Origin of the sequence: Rhizobium sp. C1 (genome assembly GCF_021026335.1) — a bacterium.
Lineage (GTDB): Bacteria > Pseudomonadota > Alphaproteobacteria > Rhizobiales > Rhizobiaceae > Ensifer_A.
On record NZ_JAJNCY010000001.1, the window covers coordinates 509923 to 529801 of the forward strand.

A 19879-nucleotide genomic window follows, 5' to 3' on the forward strand; every position below is an offset into this window, starting at 1 on the left:
GAGCCCGCAGCCAGGGAGCAAGGCGCGGCGGCCCATGTGACGGAGATGATCCAGCGCGCCGTCTGGCGGCCGCATTATCAGGAATTGCGCGATCGGGCGCTGCTCGATCAGGCGAGGAAGATTAAAGAGGGCGGGCAGTGATGTCCGCCTTCGGCCTTTTGACGACGCTTGACGCCGACCTTGAGCCCTCCGGGATCAGGACGCGCGGTGTTGTAACATTCGCGGAAGGCGAGGGGCCGGCGCTGCCGGATGGAAGACCGGTGGGGAGCATGGTCCTGCTCGGCAATGTGGGCGGCTCGATCTGGCCGGCCTTTTCTGCGTGGCGCAAGTCTTACCGAGGCGCGGATCCGCTGGATGCCTGGTCGAAGTCCATCATCGACCCGGTCGCTGCAAGGTTTGGAGCGACGGCCTTCTATCCGTCCGATCAGCCCTATATGCCGTTCCAGCAATGGGCGATGCGTGCGGAAGGTCTGAGAGCTTCACCGCTCGGGATCCTTGTTCATCCGGACTATGGGTTGTGGCATGGCTATCGCGGGGCGCTTGCCTTCCGGGAGGGGTGCGATGCGCCTGCCTTCACGCCTGCTGTGTCACCCTGCGAAACGTGTCTTGAGAAGCCCTGTCTCTCAGCCTGTCCGGCGCAGGCCATTTCGCTGGCGGGATTTGCCGTCGATCCGTGCCGAAGCCATCTGGCGTCCGAAGCGGGACGGTGGAGCTGCATGGCGTCAGGTTGCATAGCGCGCAATGCCTGTCCGGTCGGTGCAGGCCATCGCTACCCTCCAGAGCAGCTAGCCTTCCATATGGACGCGCTGTTTTCCTGACTCCTCAAGCCTTCGGCCAGGCCTTGTCCAGTCCGCCGGATTTCGAGAGACCTTCGCGGAAGGCCGCATAGGCTGGATGCTGGCTGGAGCGGGCGATTTCCATGAGACGGATCTGCAGGCGTGCGGGTGCGTTCGCCCCCAGCCATTCGCCGGCGCGTGACAGTTTCAGCGAATTGAGAAAACGCGCTTCGGCCGCCGCATTGACGAAATGCGTGATGCCGTCGAGCAGCGCATCGTCCTGTGCCGAGTTTTCAAGCACCAACTGTAGCCAGACCTTGTCCTGATCATCGAGGCCGGAAAGCTTGCCCGATACGGTTTCGCTGTCGGGAAAATTGGCCTTGGCATTCATTGTCTGCTGTCTCGCGTTTCGAATCGATGGGACGACGCGCATCATATGTTGAGTGAGCCCGCTTCGCATCCCCCCCATTTGAACCAGCTGATCAGAACACATTAAGAATCGCTAATGTTTTTATGTAAGAATCCTATTAAGAAAGCTGTTCATGAAACAGCTTTCGATCTGCATGCCGAGCAATCGTGGTTTTGAGACGTCGTTTCGCGCCATCGAGACCGCGCTTGCCTTTTGTGAGGCGCGCAACGCCATCCTCATCGTGTCTGACAATTCCCGTGATGTGGAAAAGGCGGCTTACTGGAAGGGGCGCTCTGAGCACCTTCTCTATGTTCCGGACGCACCGCTTGAAGCGAGTGCCAACGGGCTCAACTCCATAAAGGCGGTCGAAACACCGTTTCTCATGCCGCTTGGCGATGATGATGAATTGTATTCGGACGATGCCCATACGCCGGTGGATCTTGCCACGCTTGGTCCGGATGTCATCGGCGTGAAGCCCCTGATAGAACTCTTTTCACCGGGGACGGAAATGGCGGCGCGGCGCGCCTTCGCGCTGGATGGGGAAACGGCAGGTCTTCGGCTCCAGCAGTTTTTGGAGCGCAATCAAGGCGACAACACATCCTATTACAGCGTTTTCCGCACCGCGCCCTATATTTCTCTGGGTGAGTATTTCCAGGCTTCGCATCCGACGCGCGGCCTTTACTGCGACTGGGCGCTGGCCATGGCGCTGTTCATGGCCGGCAAGCTCCTGTTCGATCCGTCGATTGTCTTTCGCTACAATGCCTCCGCGTGGTCCACGCCGGCTCTGGTCGAGGAGAATGCCCGGAAATTCTACACGCGCGTTGGCCTTCCGGGCAATTTCCGGGATTATAATATGCTCTTGCGGGCGATGGACCTGTTTGTTCTTTGCGGGCGCAAGGGCGGCGGCATGGCGCGCGAGGCGCTTGCCGAGCTTCAGACCGGCGCGCTTTGGGAGTTTCTCAATTACGGCTTTTCGGCGGTCCTGGAACGAGCCAATCCAGAGACGCCGAATCTCGTGGAACTGGCGCAAAAAGGGTTGCAGGAGCTTAACCCGGTGCTGAAATTCCTTCATGGTGCGGCCGTACTTGATTGTTTCCAGCCGGGTCTCAAGGCCAAATATATCGCTTTTCTCAAGTCCGCCTCCGTTTGAGCGCCGCCGAGTCCTCCTGCCGGATTTTTCTCTATGAACAAGATTTAATACCGTGGTTGAAGAATCGCTTTAAAAGCGATTCATGAGGCAGATTTCCATTTGCATGCCGAGCAATCGCGGCTTTGAAAAATCGTTCCGCGCCATCGAGACTGCGCTGGCTTTCTGCGAGGCGCGCGATGCCATGCTCATTGTTTCTGACAATTCCCGCGATGCGGAGAAGGCCGCCTATTGGCAGGGCCGCTCGCGGCATCTTTGTTACCTCGCCGACGCGCCTCTGGAGCCGAACGCGAATGCGATGAACACGTTTGCGGCGGTCGAGACGCCCTTCCTGATGCCGATCGGCGATGATGACGAGTTGCATGCAGACGATGCGCATGTGCCGGTCGATCTGGCGGCGCTCGCACCGGATGTCATCGGCGTGAAGCCGGTGACGGAACTGTTTATCGGGGGAACCGATATCGCTGTGCGTCGGGCCTTTGAGCTTGATGCGCAGACGCCCGGCCTGCGTCTGCGGCAGTTTTTCCAGCGCAATGAAGGTGACAATACAGCCTTTTACAGCATCTTCCGGACTGCGCCTTACATGTCGTTGCGCACCTGTTTTCTCGAATTCCATCCGACGCGCGGCGGGTATTGCGACTGGCCCATGAGCATGGCGCTGTTCATGAGCGGCAAGCTGCTTCTCGATCGCTCCATCGTCTTTCGCTACAACGCGGAGGCCTGGGCCACGCGGGACGCGATTGATGAAAGCGAGAAGCGGCTTTACGCAAGCGCCGGCCTGCCGGAGAACTTTCACGATTACAGTCTGATCCTGCGCGCCATGGATCTCTTCGTCTTTTCAGCACGCAAGAACAGCGGACTGACGCGCGACGCGCTCGCCGAGGTTCAGTCCGGCGAGCTTTGCGACCTCTTCAATCAAGGCTTTGCTGCTGTTCTCGAACGTGTCGGCGACGCCAACAGGCTGCTCGCCGAGGCTGCGCGCAAGGGGGGACAGGAACGCAACCCGATGCTCAAATTCCTGCACGGAGCGACCGTGCTCGACTGTTTCCAGCCAGGCCTGAAGGCGAAATATATCGCCTTCCTCAAGTCTGCATCCGTTTGAGGACTGATCGCTCTCAACCGCGACGACGGCGACGCTCGCCGTTGCCGCCGCTTTCGGACGCCATCTTGTTGCGCAGCGGACCGATGCGGGTCACGACATCGTCAATGGTCGGACGCGGGCCCTTCGTGTGGCTGTCGATGGCGCCGCGGATCGAGCGCAGGTGATCGCTGGACGTGCCGCAGCAGCCGCCAATGATGCGCGCGCCGGCGTCGATCGCCAGATGAGCATATTCTGCCATCAGTTCCGGCGTGCCGGAATAGTATATTTCCGCGCCGCGATATTCCGGTATGCCGCAATTGCCCTTGACGACGACGACGGCATTCGGATCCGCCGCCGTCATGTCGAGGAGCGACGAGAGAATGTCGGCAGCGCCCACGCCGCAATTGGCGCCGAAGGCGACCGGCTTGTCGGCGAGACCGTCAGCCACCTGCGGCATGTCCTTGGGGTTGAGACCCATCATCGTCTTGCCGGCGGTGTCGAAGGAGCCGGTGTAAACATAAGGCAGGTCGAGCGCGATGGCCGCTTCGGCGGCTGCGCGGATTTCGTCCGGCGAGGACATGGTCTCGATCCAGGCGATGTCGATGCCGCCGGCCTTGAGGCCTTCCATCTGTTCCTTGAACGCGGAGACCGCGTCGTCATAGGTCATCGCGCCGAGCGGAACCAGAAGCTCGCCGGTCGGACCGACCGAGCCGGCAACGATGACCTTGCGACCGGCCTTGTCGGCGACGGCGCGCGCGATCTCGGCGGCTTGTCTGTTCAGGTCGAAGACGCGATCCTGTGCGTGGTGCAGCTTCAGGCGATGACGCGTACCGCCGAAAGAGTTGGTGAGGATGATATCCGCGCCGGCATCCACGAAGTCCTGATGCAGCTTGGTGATGTTCTCTGGCTTTGTCTCGTTCCAGAGTTCCGGCGCTTCGCCGGCCTCCAGCCCCATGGCGAAGAGATTGGTGCCCGTGGCTCCATCGGCCATGAGTACGCCTTTTTCGGAAAGCAGGGCCTGCAGCGGATTTGCGCTCGTCATCGTCGGATCCTCAATTTGATGCGGAGGATATAAAGATATCTTTATATCTTTTCAATCGCTATCTTCCGCTTAGATTGTTTCAGCGTTTCAGAGAGACACTGAATCACTCTATCTCTTTGTTTTACGCAATTCCGGACGCGAAACCGGTTTCCACTTTCGCCGGGATTGCTCGGGCTGTCCAATAAGTCGCAATTATCGTTCAGTTTCAATCAACTATTTGTCTCATGAAGACGTGTTTGCGCCACTGAGCGGCAAGCAGGCTAAAATAAATCGTCAGTTCATAGATATTTAAGCTCTCGATAACCGTCCGGTAAGAATGTCCCGCTAATTGTTTTCGTGCAGCGGGGGACACCGCTAGCAACGCTTCCGGATCAGGTCTCGCGTACCGGAGGTGAGCGTATCTCGCAGTGTATGTGTGGGATGGCCACGAGTTTTAGGCAAGCCGTTCAGGTCGCTTGACGATCTGGGCGGCTTTCGCGCTTTAAAAGCCCCGGTGGCGATGCTACCACCCATCCTTATGACCAAGACCATCATGCTTCAGGGAACCGGCTCCGATGTCGGCAAAACCGTGCTTGTCGCCGGGCTCTGCCGGATTGCGGCCAATCGCGGGCTGAAGGTGAAGCCCTTCAAGCCGCAGAACATGTCCAACAATGCGGCCGTCTCTGACGATGGCGGCGAGATCGGCCGCGCGCAATGGCTGCAGGCGATGGCCGCAAGGGTACCGTCTTCTGTTCACATGAACCCGGTTCTTTTGAAGCCGCAGTCAGAGAACGGCAGCCAGATCATCGTGCAGGGCAAGGTGTTCGGGCAGGCCAAGGGGCGCGATTATCAGCGCCTTAAGCCGCAATTGCTGGGCGCCGTGCTTGACAGCTTCGAGACGGTGAAGGCGGGCGCTGACCTTGTCGTGGTCGAGGGCGCTGGTTCTCCGGCCGAGATCAATCTGCGCGCGGGCGATATCGCGAATATGGGCTTTGCCACCGCCGCGAAGGTACCCGTCGTGCTGGTCGGGGACATCGATCGCGGCGGGGTCATTGCCTCGCTGGTCGGGACACATGCGATCCTGCCGGACGAGGATCGCGCGATGATCACTGGCTATCTCATCAACAAGTTTCGCGGCGATGTCAGCCTGTTCGACGATGGGATCAGGCAGATCGAAGGGTTCACCGGCTGGCCGTGCTTTGGCGTCGTCCCGTGGCTGAAATCGGCAGGGCGCTTGCCGGCTGAGGATTCGGTCGTGCTGGAGCGCCTGGTCTCGAAGGGCGCGGGGGCGTTGAAGGTCGCCGTGCCGATGCTGCCCCGTATTGCCAATTTCGATGATCTCGATCCTTTGGCGGCAGAGGAGCAGGTGGAGCTTGTCTTCGTGAAGCCGGGCGAGGCGCTTCCCGCCGATGCCGGGCTTGTCGTGCTGCCCGGTTCCAAATCGACCATCGGCGACCTGAAGGTACTGCGCGCGAATGGCTGGGACCGCGATCTTCAGGCGCATCGCCGGCGCGGGGGACGCGTGATCGGTATTTGCGGTGGCTACCAGATGCTCGGCAACCGGATCACGGACCCGCTCGGGCTGGAAGGCGAGGATCGGGAGATCGCAGGGCTCGGGCTTCTCGATGTAGAGACGGAGATGGCGCCGGAAAAGACGGTGCGGAATTCCTCTGCGCGCTCGCTGGAATATGATGCGCCGCTGACGGGCTATGAAATCCATCTCGGTGTGACGAAGGGGGCGGATTGTAATCGTCCTTCGGTCTCCATCGACAACCGGGCCGATGGTGCGATTTCGGCGGATGGGCGGGTCATGGGGACCTATCTGCATGGGCTCTTCGGCTCGGATGCCTATCGTCGCGCGCTGCTTGCGAGTTTCGGCGTCGAAGGGGGTGCGCAGTCCTATCGCCAGACGGTCGATCAGGCGCTCGATCAGGTCGCGGAAGAACTTGAGGCGGTGCTGGACAAACACTGGCTGGGCAGTCTCCTTGATTGACATGAGCGTCCATCGCGCCTAACCCTTGTTGCGTTAATTGAATGGTTTCTCCGGGTAACCGGAGACGAAGAGGGAATGCGACGAAAGCCGCTTCACGCGGATCTCCAATCGCAGCCGACCCCGCGACTGTAGAACGGTGAGGTCGGCCCGTCGCGCAAATCCGAAAGCCGCAATGGTGCGGGCTTTAGGAGGGCGTGAAAAGCCACTGGCATGCATGTCTTGAACAACCGGGGTCGGACGCCTCTTTCTCTACGAATCGTCCTCCTCTCAAGATGCGCGATAATGCCGGGAAGGCGAGGGCCGCCGATGATCAAGATCCAAGCGTCTTGATCGGGAGCCGTGAGCCAGGAGACCTGCCATTCTCCGTTAAATTGAAGCGCTCGCAGCACGGAGGTTGTCTTGGCGCAGGTTTTAAACGCTCCTTCCGGAGCGGCGCGATGACGCGCAGCACATTCATTCTTGGCGGCGCCCGCTCGGGCAAGTCCGCGCTTGCCGAAAGGCTGGCGCGGGAGAGCGGCTTGCTGCTTCATTATATTGCGACGGGTCAGGCCTGGGACGCCGAGATGCGCGAGCGCATCGGCCAGCACCAGAGCCGGCGCGGGCCGGAATGGACGACCATCGAGGCGCCGATCGAACTCACCTGCGCGATCACGCCGCTGGATTTCGAGGAGAACGCCATTCTCATCGATTGCCTGACGCTCTGGGTCACCAATCTGATGATGGCGGAGCGCGACATGGACGAGGCCTTTGAACGCCTCGCCTCGGCCATAGCTGGCGCAAAGGCGCGTATTTTCATCGTTTCCAATGAAGTCGGTCTCGGCATCGTGCCGGATAATGCCATGGCGCGCGCCTTTCGCGACCATGCCGGCCGGCTGCACCAGAAGATCGCGGCCGTGGCCGACGAAGTTTATTTCGTGGCGGCCGGGCTGCCGCTCAAGATGAAGGGTTGACGAGAATGCAGAAGATACCGGCCACCGTGATCACGGGCTTTCTGGGCGCGGGCAAGACGACGATGATCCGCAACCTGCTGTCCAATGCGGGCGGCAAGAAGATCGCGCTGATCATCAACGAATTCGGCGATCTCGGCGTCGATGGTGAGGTGCTGAAGGGCTGCGGTGCCGAGAACTGCACAGAAGACGATATCATCGAGCTCAATAACGGCTGCATCTGCTGCACGGTTGCCGACGACTTCATCCCGACGATGGAGAAACTGCTGGAGCGCGCGAACCGTCCGGACCACATCGTGATCGAGACATCTGGTCTCGCGCTGCCGCAGCCGCTGGTCGCTGCCTTCAACTGGCCCGGCATCAAGACGCGGGTGACGGTCGATGGCGTCGTGACGGTGGTGGACAGCGCCGCCGTCGCCGCCGGGCGCTTTGCCGACGACCATGATGCGATCGACGCGCAGCGCGCGGAAGATGAAGGGCTGGACCATGAGAGCCCGCTGGAAGAGCTGTTCGAAGACCAGTTGACGGCCGCGGATCTCGTGATCCTCAACAAGGCCGATCTGCTGGATGCTGCCGGGCTGGAAGCCGTGCGCGACGCCATTTCGAACGCCACGGCGCGCAAGCCGAAGATGGTCGTCAGTCGAGGCGGCGATGTGCCGGCTTCAGTTCTCCTTGGTCTCGGCGTCGGCACGGAAGACGATATCGAAAACCGCAAGTCGCATCATGAGCTTGAGCACGAAGGCGCGCCACATGACCACGATCACGACGAGTTCGAGAGCTTCGTCGTCGATTACGGCCCGGTTGCCGACCCGGCCACCTTCGCGGATGCGCTGAAGGGGATTATCGAGACGCATGACATCCTGCGCCTCAAGGGTTTCGCCGATGTCCCCGGCAAGCCCATGCGCCTCGTCATCCAGGCCGTGGGCAACCGCATCGAGACCTATTTCGACCGGCCATGGAAGCCAGGCGAGGTGCGGGCGACGAAGCTTGTCGTGATCGGGCTGCATGACGAGATGGACGATGCGGCAATCATCGAGGCGATCAAGGGGATTTGATAGACAAATGTATCACCTGGTGATACATTCCGTTTAATGATCGTCTCTCTGAAGGGCTCTTTTGCTGAGGGAATTGCGCAGGGGCGATTGCCGAAGGGCTTTCCACCCGATCTCCTGCGTGTCGTCCAACGCAAATTTGCGTTGCTCGGTTTTGCCAGGGCGCTGGATGACTTGCGGTCCCCGCCCGGCAACCGGCTGGAGAAACTGAAAGGCGACAGGTCCGGGCAGTGGTCTATTCGGATCAACGATCAATGGAGGATTTGCTTTCTTTGGACGGAAGCAGGGCCGGCCGACGTAGAGATCGTTGATTATCACAAGGGTTGAATGCGATGACGAACATGCTTGCTGTTGAACTGCCAGCCATTCACCCCGGGGAAATCCTGCGGGAGGAATATCTTGTGCCGCTGAACCTGAGCGCTGGCGCTTTGGCGCGCCGTTTGCAGGTACCGCGTACGCGCATTGAGCGGATCGTGGCCGAAGAAACCGGGATCACGACAGATACCGCGCTGCGCCTCGCGCGCTTTTTCCGCACCACGCCCGATTTCTGGATGAACATGCAGGTCGGATACGAGCTGGCGGTTGCGCGTACCGAAAAGGCGGATGCCATAGCCGCTATCGAACCGCTCGAAGCAGCCTGATTGCTCCGAAATGCACCTTCTTCTTGCACAAAAGGGTTCTATTGCCGATGGCGGCGAGGCGGTTGATCTCGGGCAGTCGCCGGGGGATATCCTGTTTCTGTCGGCGGCGGATACCGAGCTTGCGGCCATTGCTGCGGCGGCGGAGGGTTGGAGTGGACCCTCGCTGAGGCTGGCGAGCTTGATGAGCCTGCGGCACCCGATGTCGGTCGATACCTATGTCGAGCGGACGCTGAAGCATGCGAAGCTCGTTGTCGTGCGGGCGCTCGGCGGGGCGGGGTATTTTCATTATCTGCTCGAGGCGTTTCATGCAGCGGCCTCCCGCTCCGGCGCGCTGATTGCTGCACTGCCTGGCGACGATAGGCCGGACCCGGCGCTGGCCGATTATTCCAACGTGACGCTTGCCGATTATGCGGCGCTGCATTCCTATCTCGTTGAAGGCGGCGACGCGAATGCGCGCGGGTTCCTGGATTACTGCGCGGCAATGCTCGCCTCCGCCGAAAAGCCGGCACCGGCTACGCCGCTTCTGAAGGCGGGGCTCTGGTGGCCGGGGCGGGGTGTGATCGGGGTTGAGGCGTGGCGGTCACTCTCCCCCCTTGAGGGGGCGGTGTTCCGGCAGGGACAGAAGTGGGGATCGTCCCGATCTGCCTTGGAAGACCCCTCTCTGTCGGCTGCGCCGACATCTCCCCCTCAAGGGGGGAGAGTGGGCGGAGACCGCGGCACCGTCGCGATCTGCTTCTACCGGGCGCTGGTGCAATCCGGCGAGACCGCGCCGGTCGCTGCGCTTGTCGAGGCCTTGACGGCACGGGGGCTGAAAGCGCTGCCGGTCTTCGTTTCCAGCCTCAAGCATGCGGTCAGCCAGGAAACGGTGCGGCATATTTTCGGGGAGGTTCAGCCCGCCGTCGTCATCAATGTGACAGGCTTTGCCGTGTCGCCGCCGGGGGCTGAATATCAATCCGGCGTGCTGGATGAGGGCGGGGCGGTCGTGCTGCAGGCGGTGTTTTCCTCATCGTCGAAGGAGGCATGGGAAGCCTCACCGCAGGGCCTTTCGGCACGCGATCTTGCCATGCATGTGTCGCTCACCGAGACCGATGGGCGCGTCATTACGCGGGCTGTTTCCTTCAAGGCGGCGGCGCGGTTCGACGAGCGGGTTCAGGCCAATATCGTCTCGCATGTGCCGGAGGCTGGGCGAGTCGGCTTTGTCGCTGATCTCGCGGCCAATTGGGTGCGGCTGAGGCGAAAGGCTGCGGCGGAGCGCCGGGTGGCCATCGTGCTCGCCAATTATCCGAACCGCGACGGGCGTCTCGGCAATGGCGTGGGGCTCGATACGCCGGCCGGGACGGTCGAGGTTTTGAAAGCGATGGCGGCGGCGGGCTATCCGGTCGCGGATGTACCGGCCGATGGCGATGCGCTGATGGATTTCCTGATGGGTGGGCCGACCAATGCGGGGAATGACGGGCGCGAAATCCGCGAGACGCTTTCCTTGAGTCACTACAAGGCCTTCTTCGCGAAACTTCCCAAAGCGATTCAAGTTGCTGTGACGGCGAAATGGGGTGAGCCGGAGCGTGACCCCTATATCGTCGGCGACGTGTTTGCGTTGCCAGTGTCGCGGCTCGGTGATGTCGCGATCGGCATCCAGCCGGCGCGCGGCTACAATATCGATCCGAAAGAGACCTATCATTCGCCGGACCTCGTGCCGCCGCATGGCTATTTCGCCTTCTATGCCTGGCTGCGCGAGGCCTTCGAGGCGGATGCCGTCGTTCATATGGGCAAGCATGGCAATCTCGAATGGCTGCCCGGCAAGGCGCTGGCCCTTTCAGAGACCTGCTATCCCGAAGCCGTATTCGGGCCGCTGCCGCAGCTCTATCCCTTCATCGTCAACGATCCGGGCGAGGGCACGCAGGCCAAGCGGCGCACCTCCGCAGTCATCATCGATCATCTGACACCGCCGTTGACGCGGGCGGAGAGCTACGGGCCGCTGAAGGACCTCGAAGCGCTGGTGGACGAATATTATCAGGCGGCCGGCGGCGATCCGCGCCGGCTGACAGTGCTCAGGAAGAAGATCCTCGATCTGGTTGCTGATCTCGGGCTCGATCACGATGCGGGCATCGGGAAGGCAGACGATGCGGATGCAGCGCTCACCAAGCTCGATGCCTGGCTCTGCGATCTCAAGGAAATGCAGATCCGCGATGGGCTGCATGTCTTCGGCGTTGCGCCGGAGGGGCGCTTGCTGACCGATCTCTGCGTGGCGCTTGCGCGTGTGCCGCGCGGGCTGGGCGAGGGCGGGAACCAGAGTTTGCAGCGGGCGATTGCGCTGGATGCGTTTGCGAAAAACCCCTCCCCAACCCTCCCCACAAGGGGGAGGGAGAGTGACCGCCGTGCTCCCCTTACAGAGGAGCGTGAGCAAGTTTCTGGAACTGTGGACGAGGCCGGTGCCACGAGTCGTCTCCCCCCTTGTGGGGGAGATGGCCGGCAGGCCAGAGGGGGTTCTTTGGCTCCCGGCTACGACGGTGCGGCTCCCCCCTCTGTCCCTATCGGGACATCTCCCCCTCAAGGGGGGAGATTGACGGTAAGCGTTTTCGATCCTCTCAATTGTGCCATGTCTGATCAGTGGACTGGCCCTAAGCCCGCAATCCTCACCGATCTCTCCGTCGACCCGTGGCGGACGAATGGGGACACGGTGGAGCGGATCGAGCTTCTGGCTGCGCAGTTAGTCTCCGGCGAACAATCCTGTCCCGAAGAATGGGCTGCCACGCGCGCTGTCCTCACCGAGATCGAAACCCGCCTGAAACCTTCCGTCATCGCCTGCGGCCCAGCCGAAATCAAAGGCTTGCTCACCGGCCTCGACGGCCGCTTCGTGCCGCCAGGCCCTTCCGGCGCGCCGACGCGGGGGCGGCCCGATGTGTTGGCGACGGGGCGGAATTTCTATTCGGTCGACAGCCGCGCGGTGCCGACGCAGACAGCCTGGGAACTCGGTCGCAAGTCCGCCGAATTGCTCGTGACACGTTATGTGCAGGACCACGGCGACTGGCCGAAGAGTTTCGCGCTCACCGCCTGGGGCACCTCGAACATGCGCACCGGCGGCGACGATATCGCTCAAGGTCTGGCGCTGATCGGGGTGAAGCCTGTTTGGGATACGGCGTCGCTGCGGGTGACGGGCTATGAAGTCATTCCCGTCGCACAACTCGGGCGGCCGCGAGTCGATGTGACCTTGCGCATTTCCGGCTTTTTCCGCGATGCATTTCCGGAGCAGATTGCTCTGTTTGACAAGGCCGTGCGGGCGGTTGGCGTGCTGGACGAGGACGAAGGCGACAATCCTGTCGCGGCGCGGATGCGGGCCGAGCAGGCGGCGCTGATAGCCTCCGGCATGAGCGTATCGGAGGCGGCGCGCAAGGCGGGTTTCCGCGTCTTCGGCTCCAAGCCCGGCGCTTATGGCGCGGGTCTTCAGGCGCTGATCGACGAGAAGGGTTGGGACCGGCGCGGCGATCTGGCGGAAAGCTATCTGGTCTGGGGTTCCTATGCCTATGGCGCGGGCGAGGAGGGGGCAGCAGAGCGGGCGCTCTTGGAGACCCGGCTTTCGAGCGTGGAAGCGGTCATCCAGAACCAGGACAATCGCGAGCACGACCTGCTCGATTCCGACGACTATTACCAGTTCGAAGGCGGCATGTCGGCGGCCGTGGAGCACCTTAAGGGCAGACAGCCGGCAGTTTATCACAACGACCATTCGCGGCCGGAAAAGCCGGTGATCCGCTCGCTGGAGGAGGAAATTTCCCGCGTCGTGCGCGGCCGCGTCGTCAACCCGAAATGGATCGCCGGCGTCATGCGCCACGGTTACAAGGGTGCATTCGAGATCACCGCGACGGTGGACTACATGTTCGCCTTCTCGGCGACGACGGGCGCCGTGAAAAGCCACCATTTCGAGGCGGCCTATCAGGCCTTTATCGCCGATGAAGCCGTGCGCGATTTCATGGCCGAGAAAAACGCGCCGGCGCTCAGGGAACTCGCGGAGCGGTTCATCGAGGCGCTCGATCGTGGGCTCTGGGAGGCGCGGTCGAATTCGGCGCGGTTCGAACTGGAGCGGCTGGTCAATGGTCGGTGACGCTACTTGTTGGGGATGTAGATAACATGCGGCAGTCCCTCGAAATGCCTGTCGCAGGTGACAAGCTCTGCCTCGAATTCAAGCGCTGCGGCGTAGACGATGGCGTCGGCAGTGGCCAGCTTGAAGTCACGATGCACGCGGGCCGCCATGAGTGCCCGGTTCGTGTCGAGGGGAGCGGATATGCATTGGCTTGAGAAGGCGAGAAACTTCCGTAGCGTCGCGGTGTCTGCTTCGCGCTCGATCCATTTGGCGAGCTCAAGCTCGATCATCGTGGGCATGACGATGTCGTTCACCGCTGGCAGCTCCGCCAACAGGGTGTCTGCTCGTGGTCCGTCTGCCAGAATTTCGATCCAAACGGAGGAGTCGATAACGCGCATCAGACGCGGTCATTCCGGTCGCGGGGGACGGATCGGTCCGCACCCTTGGCTAGGCCGCGAAGGTCTGCCGCCGATGGAACCGGCACGAGGAGATAGCCACCATCGCCCGGCACGAAGGCAAATTTCTGCCCCGGCTGCCAATCTTCCTTGTCCCGAACAGCTTTCGGAACAGAAATCTGAAATTTTGAAGAGAGCGTTGCCGTATCGCTCATTTTTACGTTTCCCTATCGATCGGTAGATGTAAGAATAGCGCAAATCGAGGAGCCTGCAAAGTGACCGAAGCCGAAGAGACCGCCCCCAAGGACGATGCGCGCCACGCCGAAAAGATGGCCAAGAAGAAGGCCGCGCGCGACAAGATCATGGCGACGAAGACCGACGAGAAGGGGCTGATCGTCGTCCATACCGGCAAGGGCAAGGGGAAGTCGACGGCGGCCTTCGGCATGATCTTCCGGCATATCGCACACGGGATGCCATCGGCCGTCGTGCAGTTCATCAAGGGCGGCATGTCAACGGGCGAGCGCGACCTGATCCTGGCGCGCTTTTCCGACCTTTGCGAATTCCACACGATGGGCGAAGGCTTTACCTGGGAAACGCAGGACCGTGCGCGCGATGTGGCGGCAGCGCAGGCCGCCTGGTCCAAGGCGAAGGAGCTGATTGCATCGGGTGATAAGTCGATGGTGCTGCTCGACGAGATCAATATCGCGATCCGCTATGACTATATCGACATCCATGAAGTCGTCGAATTTCTGAAGACCGAGAAGCCACCTATGACGCATGTCGTGCTGACGGGGCGCAATGCGCGCGAGGAGCTGATCGAGATAGCCGATCTGGTGACGGAGATGGAACTGGTGAAGCATCCGTTCCGGTCGGGCATCAAGGCACAGAAGGGGGTCGAATTCTGATGGCGCTCGGCTGGCAGGTCTGGGCACTTTTGTCCGCCGGCTTCGCGGCGCTGACCGCAATCTTCGCGAAGATCGGGGTCGAGGGCGTGAACTCCGATTTCGCGACGCTCATCCGGACCTGCGTTGTGATCGTCGTCCTGACCGCGATTGTCGGAGCGACGGGGCAATTCCAGCCGTTGCGCGACATCTCGGCGAAGACGTGGTTTTTTCTCGCGCTTTCGGGTCTCGGCACGGGAGCTTCATGGCTGTGCTATTTCCGTGCGCTGAAGCTCGGCGATGCCGCCCGCGTCGCTCCGGTAGACAAGCTTTCGATCGTTCTTGTCGCCGTTTTCGGCGTCGTCTTTCTCAGTGAGAAGCTCAGCTTGCTGCACTGGCTCGCGATTGCCATGATGACGGCCGGGGCTGTCATGCTGGCCGTCCTGTGACGCCGCCTCAGCCGAAGCTCAATGCATTTCAAAGAAATGTCGGCCAGCGACGGGCGGTGTGAACGACAGTCAAAATATCGATTGAATTTTCCGTTACACGGTATGCGATGACGTAGGAGACGTCGGGCAAGACCAGTTCCCGGGTGCCTTTGACGCGGCCTTCGCGGCCCATTTGAGGCTGGCTTGCGAGGGTATCCGCGGCGGTAACGATGCGGTTCAGGACTTTGGCGGCTGCGTTAGGATTATTGGCGGAAATGTAAGCACCAATTTCCTCCAATCGACGTAGGGCTCGGCGTGTCCAGCGGATCCTCCGAGCCATCTAAATCAGCGTCCGGATGCGCGATATCGATCCAAGACGAGCCTCAAATCTTCGTCCTTGGCAAAATCGGCTCTTTCGGCTTCTTCTAGGCCGGCTTGGATTTCCGCAATTTGCCAGTTTTCCTTTGCGATAAACTCTTCAATGGCTCTTGAGACAAGCGAGGATCGAGAGCTTTCTTGAACCTTGGCTAGGGTATCGAGCTGTTCGGCCGTTTCGTCCGACAGTCTGATGGTAAGGGCAGACATTCATGTTTCCTTCTACCGCTCCTGTTGAGGCTCAATATAGAAGAACCGCAGGGCTCCGGCAATCACAGCCCCAGCCACACCCTGACCGGGTTTGCCGGATCGGCCAGCAACTTCACCGCCAGCGCCATGCAGGTGACGACGAGGAGCGGGCGGATGATCTTTGCGCCGTTCCGCATGGCGAGCCTTGAACCCGTCTGTGCGCCCAGGAACTGGCCGGCGGCCATGACGAGGCCGACCTTCCAGAGGATGACGCCGGAAATGATGAAGACGATGAAGGCGCCGATATTGGACGCGAAGTTCAGGAGCTTCGTGTGCGCCGTCGCCTTCAGCATGCCGAAGCCGGCCATGGTGACGAAGGCCAGCATGAAGAAGGAGCCCGTGCCGGGGCCGAACATACCGTCGTAGAAGCCGATGAGTGGCACGAAGGTCAGGCCGAAGACGAAGGGGCGCATGCGGGCGTGGCGGTCGTCGTCACCCATGTTGCGCTTGAGGCCGAAATAGAGCGCCACGGCGATGAGCAGCAGCGGCAGAAAGGCCTTCAGCACGTCGCCGGGAATGTAGGTCGTTGCGATCGCGCCGATCATCGAACCCAGCGCCGACATGACCGCCATCGGCAACTGTTCTTTGAGCTTTACATGCCCCTTTGCGGCGTAGGCAAGCGTTGCCGAACCCGAACCGAACAGCGATTGCAACTTGTTGGTGCCCAGTGTTTCGAGCGGTGGCACGCCGGCGATCAGCAGGGCGGGAACGGTGATCAAACCGCCGCCGCCGGCAATGGAATCGATGAAGCCCGCCACGAAGGCGGCGAGGAACAGGAAGGCGAGGAGATGGAGGGTGATTTCGAGCACGTGCAGGCTTTCAAAAGATGAGAGCCGAGATGTCGCACCGGCTGTCAAAAAAGGCAAATGTCATTTCGTCTTCATGACAATTCTGCAGGCGGGAAAGGGCGCTGGCGCAAACGCGCCTGCTGCGGGCGCAAACCGGTTTGACCCCGGCGCGCGCTTCGGCTAACACCGGTCTGACAAAATGTACGGCGGCGTCCTTTTGAAGGACTGAAGCGAGTTCGGTGCGGCTGACCCAAACAGGGGGCTTGGATCCGGGGCTGTCGGGGAGGTGGGGCCTTGCCACGCGCAAGTGCTCGCGCCGTTTCGTGCATTGGGACAACGCGAAACGGGAGACTGTCATGCTTCAGCACACGGAAAAGCTCGGAATCATGGTCTGCGGCCATGGCAGCCGGAACCAGAACGCGGCGCGCGAATTCTCCGTCATCGCCGAAGAGCTGCGCAAGCGCTATCCCGATCTGCCCGTCGAATACGGCTATCTCGAATTCTGCAATCCCGTCCTCTCACACGGTCTTGACGCGCTGCGCGATGCCGGCGTGACGCGCATTCTCGCCGTTCCAGGCATGCTCTTTGCCGCCGGCCATGCCAAGAATGACATTCCCTCCGTGCTCAACACGTGGGCCGCACAAAATCCGGGCGTGACGGTCAATTACGGCCGGGAACTCGGCATTGACCTGAAGATGATCCGCGCCGCCGGCGACCGCATCAAGGAAGCCGTCGATGCGGCCAACCGCGAGCATGGCGAGATGTCGCTGCATGACACGATGTTGATGGTCGTCGGGCGCGGTGCTTCCGATCCGGATGCCAATTCCAATGTCGCCAAGGTCATGCGCATGCTGTGGGAAGGTATGGGCTTTGGCTGGGGCGAGACGGCCTATTCAGGAGTAACCTTCCCGCTGGTCGAGCCGGCGCTGGAGCACGTCTCTCGCCTTGGCTACAAGCGAATCATCGTCTTCCCGTATTTCCTCTTCACCGGCGTTCTGGTGAAACGCATCTATTCCTCGACCGACGAGGTGGCGGCGCGCCATCCGGACATCCAGTTCATCAAGGCGCCTTATCTCAACGACCATCCGCTGGTGCTCGATGCCTTCCAGGATCGCGTGACCGAAATTCTCGAAGGCCAGGCGCTGATGAATTGCCAGATGTGCAAGTATCGCGAACAGGTGCTCGGCTTCGAAGCCTCCGTTGGCCAGCCGCAGGAAAGCCATCACCATCATGTCGAAGGCATTGGCGGCGGTCTGGAAAACTGTCCCTGCAACGGCGATTGCGATGCCTCCTGCCGCGAGGAATCCTTCTGCCGCGAACACGGCCTGCCATGGACGCCGGTGCATAGCCATGCGAGCCCGGCACCGCTCGAACCCGCCTTTGACTACACGCCCTCGATTACGCTTGGCGGCAAATACGCCAAGCTTGAGAACGTCGTGGCGGAGAAGCTGGACGAGGCGGATTACGAGCGCACCAGCCATGTCCATGGGCCGGATTGCGGCTGCGGGCATGATCATTCGCACGACCATCACGATCACGACCATCATGGGCATGAGCACCATGGGCATGAGCACCATGGCCACGACCACCATCATGATCATGACCACGGTCACTCGCATGATCATGGACATCATCATCATCATGATCATGGACATAGCCACGACCATGATCACCACCACGCGCCTTATCCCCATGCCGATCACCCGCTCGGGCCGAAGAGCTTGAAGAAGGGGTGAGGATGGCGCCGGACCTCACCTATATCCGCGATCCCGCCGCCATTTACGCCAAGTCCTTCGAGACGATCCGCGCGGAAGCGGATTTGTTGCGGTTTCCCAAGGGGATGGATGCGCTGGCTATCCGGTTGATTCATGCCTGCGGGATGGTCGATCTGGCCGGTGACATTGCGTTTTCGGATGGGGCATTCGAGATCGGCCAAGCGGCTTTGGCCACTGGCGCGCCGATTTTCGTGGATGCGGAAATGGTGGCGCATGGGATCATTCGGCGCCTGCTGCCGAAGACCAATGAGGTGATCTGCCTGCTCAATGATCCGCGCGTGCGGCCGCTGGCGAGCGAGATTGGCAATACGCGCTCGGCGGCGCAGGTCGATCTCTGGGGCGAGCGGCTGGAGGGAGCGGTTGTCGCGATCGGCAACGCGCCGACGGCGCTGTTCCGGCTGCTGGAATTGATCACGGCGGGTGGACCAAGGCCCGCGATCATCCTAGGCTTTCCGGTCGGGTTTGTCGGGGCGGCTGAATCAAAAGAGTCACTTATCGGGGACAGTTCAATCGTTCCTTTCATTGCGGTGCGGGGGCGGCGTGGCGGATCGGCCATGGCCGCGGCGGCGGTGAATGCGCTGGCTGGGGGATTGGGGGCGAATGACTAACAAAATTGATGAGCCCTCGAACGGCGACGAACCCTGGCTGACGATTGTCGGTATCGGCGACAACGGGCTTTCCAGCGTGACGCCGGAAGCGCTGCCCTATGTCTGGCAGGCGGAGACCATTGTCGTGGCCGAACGGCTCGACACGGTGCTCGAAGGCCTGCCGCCGAAGACGGTGATCAACTGGGCGGAGGGCTATCGCGATGTGATCGACCGCATCGTTTCGCTGCGCGGAACGCCGGTGACGATCCTGGCGACCGGCGATCCCATGCATTTCGGCATCGGCTCGACGCTGCGCCGGCATTTCGAGCCGCATGAAATGCGCGTCATGCCGTCGCCATCGGCCTTTTCGCTCGCCGCTGCGCGGCTCGGCTGGGCGCTGCAGGATGTCGAGCAGATTTCGCTGCATGGCCGGCCGGTCGAAACACTGATCCGGCATCTGCAACCGGCGGCGCGCCTTCTGGCGCTGACCTCCGATGCTGCGACCATCCGCGAAGTCGCAGAACTTGTCATCGCGCGCGGCTATACCGGGTCGCATATCCATGTGCTGGAGCATATGGGGGGCGATCGCGAGCGGGTCAGCCTCTTCACCGTCGAGGATATTCTGGACGGCGCCCCCGAGTTTGCGGACTTCAACACGATCGGCATCCATTTGGTGCGCGCGCCGGAATTCCTGCCGCTGGTGCCGGGGCTTTCCGACGACGCTTTCGTGCATGACGGGCAGATCACCAAGCGCGAGATTCGCGCCGTGACGCTCGCCTATCTCATGCCCTATCGCAATGCGCTGCTCTGGGACGTTGGGGCGGGCTCCGGTTCGATCTCGGTGGAATGGATGCGCGCCGGCGGACGTGCGGTGGCGATTGAGCAGAAGGCCGAACGGATCGCTATGATCCAGCAGAACGCCGCCGAACTCGGCGTGCCGGCCCTGCAGATCGTCGAGGGCGATGCGCCGGCAGCGCTGGAGGGGCTGAAGGCCCCGGACGCCATCTTCATCGGCGGCGGTGTGACGGGTGAGGGCGTGTTCGAGGCCTGCTGGGAAGCTCTGAAGCCCGGTGGCCGGCTGGTGGCCAATGCGGTGACGGTCGAGGGCGAGATGGCACTCACGTCGCTTCAGGCGCAGCTCGGCGGCGAACTCGTTCGCATGTCCGTTTCGCGCGCCGAGCCTGTCGGGCGGTTTTCGGCATTCAAGCCGATGATGCCGGTGACGTTGTGGTCGGTTCAGAAGGGGTGGGAGTGATGGT

Annotated in this window: 21 protein-coding genes and 1 riboswitch; of the genes, 14 read left to right on the top strand and 7 right to left on the bottom strand. The window is 61.4% G+C overall.

The features are described 5' to 3' along the window. The first annotated feature begins 140 nt into the window (after positions 1 to 140). Positions 141 to 818 carry a ferredoxin gene (locus LQK83_RS02565; protein ID WP_230835713.1) on the top strand — a complete coding sequence of 226 codons (678 nt, stop codon included), beginning with the start codon at positions 141 to 143 and terminating at the stop codon, positions 816 to 818. 4 nt (positions 819 to 822) lie between these two features. Here the strand turns inward: LQK83_RS02565 and LQK83_RS02570 are convergent, their stop codons facing one another. After that, entirely contained in the window at positions 823 to 1167 is a 345-nt protein-coding gene (locus LQK83_RS02570) for a hypothetical protein (protein ID WP_230835714.1), read from the bottom strand. Positions 1168 to 1318: 151 nt separating this feature from the next. Between LQK83_RS02570 and LQK83_RS02575 the strand changes: the two genes are divergently transcribed. Together LQK83_RS02575 and LQK83_RS02580 are read left to right on the top strand one after the other, a co-directional pair. Next, entirely contained in the window at positions 1319 to 2335 is a 1017-nt protein-coding gene (locus tag LQK83_RS02575) for a hypothetical protein (protein WP_230835715.1), read from the top strand. A 103-nt stretch (positions 2336 to 2438) separates the two neighbouring features. After that, positions 2439 to 3434: a glycosyltransferase gene (locus LQK83_RS02580; RefSeq protein WP_230835716.1), complete on the top strand. Its 996-nt coding sequence runs from the start codon at positions 2439 to 2441 to the stop codon at positions 3432 to 3434. 13 nt (positions 3435 to 3447) lie between these two features. Here LQK83_RS02580 and bmt read toward each other — a convergent pair whose 3' ends face one another. After that, the gene (gene bmt, locus LQK83_RS02585; protein ID WP_230835717.1) at positions 3448 to 4455 is read right to left on the bottom strand and encodes a betaine--homocysteine S-methyltransferase; all 1008 of its coding nucleotides are present in this window, start codon (positions 4453 to 4455) and stop codon (positions 3448 to 3450) included. A gap of 517 nt (positions 4456 to 4972) precedes the next feature. On the opposite strand from bmt, the gene LQK83_RS02590 reads away from it, so the two are divergent. From LQK83_RS02590 to cobN, 6 genes are all read left to right on the top strand, one after another. Continuing rightward, positions 4973 to 6427, top strand: coding sequence for a cobyric acid synthase (locus LQK83_RS02590; protein ID WP_230835718.1), 1455 nt, complete (start codon positions 4973 to 4975; stop codon positions 6425 to 6427). Positions 6428 to 6452: 25 nt separating this feature from the next. Then, positions 6453 to 6802: riboswitch (cobalamin riboswitch) on the top strand. Between the two features lie 62 nt (positions 6803 to 6864). After that, entirely contained in the window at positions 6865 to 7377 is a 513-nt protein-coding gene (gene cobU, locus LQK83_RS02595; protein WP_230835719.1) for a bifunctional adenosylcobinamide kinase/adenosylcobinamide-phosphate guanylyltransferase, read from the top strand. Between the two features lie 5 nt (positions 7378 to 7382). After that, positions 7383 to 8429, top strand: coding sequence for a cobalamin biosynthesis protein CobW (gene cobW, locus LQK83_RS02600; protein ID WP_230835720.1), 1047 nt, complete (start codon positions 7383 to 7385; stop codon positions 8427 to 8429). Positions 8430 to 8465: 36 nt separating this feature from the next. Further along, positions 8466 to 8753 carry a type II toxin-antitoxin system RelE/ParE family toxin gene (locus tag LQK83_RS02605; protein WP_230835721.1) on the top strand — a complete coding sequence of 96 codons (288 nt, stop codon included), beginning with the start codon at positions 8466 to 8468 and terminating at the stop codon, positions 8751 to 8753. A 5-nt stretch (positions 8754 to 8758) separates the two neighbouring features. Then, entirely contained in the window at positions 8759 to 9067 is a 309-nt protein-coding gene (locus LQK83_RS02610; protein WP_230835722.1) for a HigA family addiction module antitoxin, read from the top strand. A 10-nt stretch (positions 9068 to 9077) separates the two neighbouring features. Further along, positions 9078 to 13163, top strand: coding sequence for a cobaltochelatase subunit CobN (gene cobN, locus LQK83_RS02615; RefSeq protein ID WP_230835723.1), 4086 nt, complete (start codon positions 9078 to 9080; stop codon positions 13161 to 13163). 2 nt (positions 13164 to 13165) lie between these two features. Here cobN and LQK83_RS02620 read toward each other — a convergent pair whose 3' ends face one another. Together LQK83_RS02620 and LQK83_RS02625 are read right to left on the bottom strand one after the other, a co-directional pair. Next, the gene (locus LQK83_RS02620) at positions 13166 to 13540 is read right to left on the bottom strand and encodes a type II toxin-antitoxin system VapC family toxin (protein WP_269065151.1); all 375 of its coding nucleotides are present in this window, start codon (positions 13538 to 13540) and stop codon (positions 13166 to 13168) included. Further along, the gene (locus tag LQK83_RS02625; protein WP_230835725.1) at positions 13540 to 13752 is read right to left on the bottom strand and encodes an AbrB/MazE/SpoVT family DNA-binding domain-containing protein; all 213 of its coding nucleotides are present in this window, start codon (positions 13750 to 13752) and stop codon (positions 13540 to 13542) included. The genes LQK83_RS02620 and LQK83_RS02625 overlap by 1 nt, the downstream gene beginning before the upstream one ends. A gap of 60 nt (positions 13753 to 13812) precedes the next feature. On the opposite strand from LQK83_RS02625, the gene cobO reads away from it, so the two are divergent. Both cobO and LQK83_RS02635 read left to right on the top strand, forming a co-directional pair. Further along, positions 13813 to 14442 carry a cob(I)yrinic acid a,c-diamide adenosyltransferase gene (gene cobO / locus LQK83_RS02630; RefSeq protein ID WP_230835726.1) on the top strand — a complete coding sequence of 210 codons (630 nt, stop codon included), beginning with the start codon at positions 13813 to 13815 and terminating at the stop codon, positions 14440 to 14442. Beyond that, positions 14442 to 14867 (top strand): EamA family transporter, encoded by a 426-nt coding sequence (locus LQK83_RS02635; RefSeq protein ID WP_230835727.1) that lies wholly within the window; start codon positions 14442 to 14444, stop codon positions 14865 to 14867. The genes cobO and LQK83_RS02635 overlap by 1 nt, the downstream gene beginning before the upstream one ends. Before the next feature lie 28 nt (positions 14868 to 14895). On the opposite strand, the gene LQK83_RS02640 is transcribed toward LQK83_RS02635, so the two are convergent. From LQK83_RS02640 to LQK83_RS02650, 3 genes are all read right to left on the bottom strand, one after another. Further along, positions 14896 to 15186: a type II toxin-antitoxin system RelE/ParE family toxin gene (locus LQK83_RS02640; RefSeq protein WP_230835728.1), complete on the bottom strand. Its 291-nt coding sequence runs from the start codon at positions 15184 to 15186 to the stop codon at positions 14896 to 14898. A gap of 5 nt (positions 15187 to 15191) precedes the next feature. Further along, a complete protein-coding gene (locus LQK83_RS02645; RefSeq protein WP_230835729.1) occupies positions 15192 to 15431 on the bottom strand; it encodes a CopG family ribbon-helix-helix protein in 240 nt (79 codons plus the stop codon). 62 nt (positions 15432 to 15493) lie between these two features. Beyond that, complete coding sequence (locus tag LQK83_RS02650; RefSeq protein ID WP_230835730.1) at positions 15494 to 16279, bottom strand: TSUP family transporter; 786 nt, start codon at positions 16277 to 16279, stop codon at positions 15494 to 15496. Between the two features lie 335 nt (positions 16280 to 16614). On the opposite strand from LQK83_RS02650, the gene LQK83_RS02655 reads away from it, so the two are divergent. The 3 genes from LQK83_RS02655 to cbiE are packed head-to-tail and all read left to right on the top strand — an operon-like array spanning position 16615 to position 19875. Beyond that, positions 16615 to 17994, top strand: a complete 1380-nt coding sequence (locus tag LQK83_RS02655) for a sirohydrochlorin chelatase (RefSeq protein ID WP_230835731.1) — start codon at positions 16615 to 16617, stop codon at positions 17992 to 17994. 2 nt (positions 17995 to 17996) lie between these two features. Then, positions 17997 to 18641: a precorrin-8X methylmutase gene (locus LQK83_RS02660; RefSeq protein ID WP_230835732.1), complete on the top strand. Its 645-nt coding sequence runs from the start codon at positions 17997 to 17999 to the stop codon at positions 18639 to 18641. Then, complete coding sequence (gene cbiE, locus LQK83_RS02665; protein WP_230835733.1) at positions 18634 to 19875, top strand: precorrin-6y C5,15-methyltransferase (decarboxylating) subunit CbiE; 1242 nt, start codon at positions 18634 to 18636, stop codon at positions 19873 to 19875. The genes LQK83_RS02660 and cbiE overlap by 8 nt, the downstream gene beginning before the upstream one ends. Positions 19876 to 19879 lie beyond the last annotated feature (4 nt).